The 2,875-nt window shown below is 77.0% G+C and carries 1 protein-coding gene and 1 pseudogene; both read left to right on the top strand.

Annotated elements, in window-relative coordinates:
• The first annotated feature begins 145 nt into the window (after window positions 1-145).
• The gene (locus tag AB0F18_RS39005) at window positions 146-1,048 is read left to right on the top strand and encodes a hypothetical protein (protein WP_362070239.1); all 903 of its coding nucleotides are present in this window, start codon (window positions 146-148) and stop codon (window positions 1,046-1,048) included.
• A gap of 47 nt (window positions 1,049-1,095) precedes the next feature.
• Window positions 1,096-2,875 (top strand): annotated as a pseudogene (locus AB0F18_RS39010) (hypothetical protein); the annotation flags it as partial.

Below are 2,875 nucleotides of genomic sequence, written 5' to 3' on the forward strand. Positions count from 1 at the left end.
TGGGGCGTACTGGGCACCCTCCTCGGCCCGCGTACGGCCATCGCCCTGGCGGGCGTACTGCTGCTGGCCACCCCGCTCCTGCTCCCGCACCGCACCCCCACCCCCGCCGCCAGGCAGCCCACCGCACCGCCGAGGAGACCCACCCGTGAGCGACCACCACGCCGAGCACCCCGCGTGGAGCGAGCCCGACGGCCCGTCGGTCCCGGCCGCGTCCGCACCGGCCGCCGCCCTGACGCCGGCCGACGCCGCCGACGCGGCCCGCCTCGTCGGGTTCGGACTCCAGCCCAAGCTGCTCCCCGCCCGTGACGCCGAGTACGCCGAGCTGCTGCGCCGCTACCGCGAGGACCCCGGCTTCGGCCGGCTCGCCGACGCCGTCGCCACCGGCCTCGGCCTCGTCGTCCTGGAGGTGTCCCCGCGCGCCGGCATGGCCGTAGCCGCCGGCGAGGACTCCGTCTTCGCCGTCCGGATGGGCGACTACGCCCGCCGCACCGCCGCCGACGGCGGCGACCGCTTCCTCCACGGCCTCGCCCACCTCGCCGTCGCCGCCCTCGCCTTCCCCCGCCCCGAGGACCTCGCCGACGACGGCTACATCGGCCGGATCACCGTCAACGGCGTCGACGCCTTCGTCCGGCAGACCTGCCGCCGCCTGGAGGAGCGCGCCGAGGAGCTCGGCGAGAACACCGACCCCGCCTCCGACGCCCCCGGCCTGGAGGCCGCCTGGCGCGTCTACGCCCGCCGCAGCGCGACCGGGGCCACCAAGGACGCGCGCCGCCTCGCCGGCTCCACCACCGGCATCGTCGGCAAGGCCGCCGCCTTCCTCACCGAATCCGGCTTCCTCCAGCGCACCGGCGACGACGCCGGCGGCACCTACCGCACCACCCCCCGCTACCAGCTCCAGGTCCGCGACATGGCGGGCAGCGCGGCCATGGCCGAACTCCTGGAACTCGGCGTCGTCCCCGTCAGCGACGGCTCCGCCACCCTCCTGCCGCCGCCCGAGGGCGACGACCTCGAACTCGCAGCCGACGCCGGCCTGCCGTTCCACGCCTGAGCCCCACGCTCCCCTTACGTACCGAGAAACCACGAGAGTCCGCCGCCATGTACGAGCTGTCCCGGATCCGCCTCTACTCCATCGGGCCCGCCGGCGCACGCTACGCCGACACCGTGCTCGACCTGCGCGGGGTCGGCGAGCCGGTGCCCCATCCGGCGCCCGCCCAGGCGGAGTTCTTCGAGGACGAGCCCACCGGCCCGCCGCGCCGCCCCGCGCCCGCCGGCGTGCTCTTCCTGGAGAACGGCGGCGGCAAGTCCGTCCTCCTCAAGCTGATCTTCTCGGTCATGCTCCCGGGCCACCGCAACACCCTCGGCGGCGCCAGCTCCGGCGTGCTCCGCAAGTTCCTGCTCGCCGACGACTGCGGCCACGTCGCCCTGGAGTGGCAGCACACCCAGACCGGCGAGTGCGTGGTCGTCGGCAAGGTCAGCGAATGGCGCGGCCGCCAGGTCTCCAACGACCCCCGCAAGTTCGCCGAGGCCTGGTACTCCTTCCGCCCCGGCCCGGGCCTGAGCCTGGACAACCTCCCCGTCGCCGAGGCCACCTCGGTGCGCCCGCCCGCCGAGGGCGCCTCCGGCGCCCAGGGCCGCCGCCGCACCATGAAGGGCTTCCGCGACGCGATCACCGAGGCCGGCAAGGCCTACCCGCACCTGGAGGTGTCCTGGGAGGAGATCCACGACCGCTGGAACGAACACCTCACCGAACTCGGCCTCGACCCCGAACTCTTCCGCTACCAGCGCGAGATGAACGCCGACGAGGGCGAGGCCGCCGGCCTCTTCGCGGTCAAGAAGGACTCCGACTTCACCGACCTGCTGCTGCGCGCCGTCACCGACACCCGCGACACCGACGGCCTCGCCGACCTGGTCCACGGCTTCGGCAACAAGCTCGGCCGCCGCGCCGAGCTGATGGCCGAACGCGACTTCACCGCAGGCTCCGTCGACCTGCTCACCCGCATCGTGGAGGCCGCCGAGACCCGCGCCCGGCTGCGCGACGTCCACGCCGGCGCCGAACGCCGCACCCGCACCCTCGCCCGCCGGCTCTCCGCCCGCGCCGCCGAGGAACGCGCCCGAGCCGCCGAACTCGCCCAGGGGGTCACCGGCGCCGCCCACGCCGTCACCGCCGCCGAGGAACAGCGCGCCCGCAGCGCCGCCGTCTCCGCCGAACTCGCCTACCGGCACGCCTCGCTGGCCCTGACCGTCGCCGACAAGGCCGCCGCCGCGCAGCGCCGCGAGCTCCTCGAAGCCCGCACCCTGCACTCCGCCTGGCAGGCCGCCGAGACCGTCCTGCGCCACCGCGCGGCCGCCGACCGCTCCGCCCGCGTCGCCGCCGCGATCCGCGAGGCCGAACGGGACGCCGCCCCGGCCCTCGCCGCCCGCGCCACCGCCGCCGCCGAGCTCGTACGGGCCCTGCACACCGCCGCCGAACAGGGCGAGCAGGCCGCCAACGAGGAGGAGGAGCGTTCCGCCGAGCTCCAGGCCGTCGGCGAGACCGCCCACCGCGACGCCACCGCCGCCGCCACCGCCGCCCAGCGCGCCCGCAGCGAGGCCGAACACCTGCGGGCCCGCCTCGCCGAGGTCCAGCAGGAGACCGCCGAGGCCGTCCGCGCCGGCTGGCTCGACGACACCGCCCCCGACGCCGACCCGGCCCGCGCCGCGCTGGCCGCCAGCGACGCCGAGAAGACCGCCGTGGCCGCCTGGGACGAGTCCCGCGAAGCCGCCCGCACCGCCGCCGAAGCCGCCCGCGAGGCCGCGGCCGCCGAATCCCGCGCCGAACTCACCGCCGCCCGCGCCGCCGACGCCGCCGACGCGGCCGAGGCCGCCCACGCGGCGG

The sequence above is a fragment of the Streptomyces sp. NPDC029216 genome (genome assembly GCF_040648015.1).
Classification (GTDB): Bacteria; Actinomycetota; Actinomycetes; order Streptomycetales; family Streptomycetaceae; genus Streptomyces.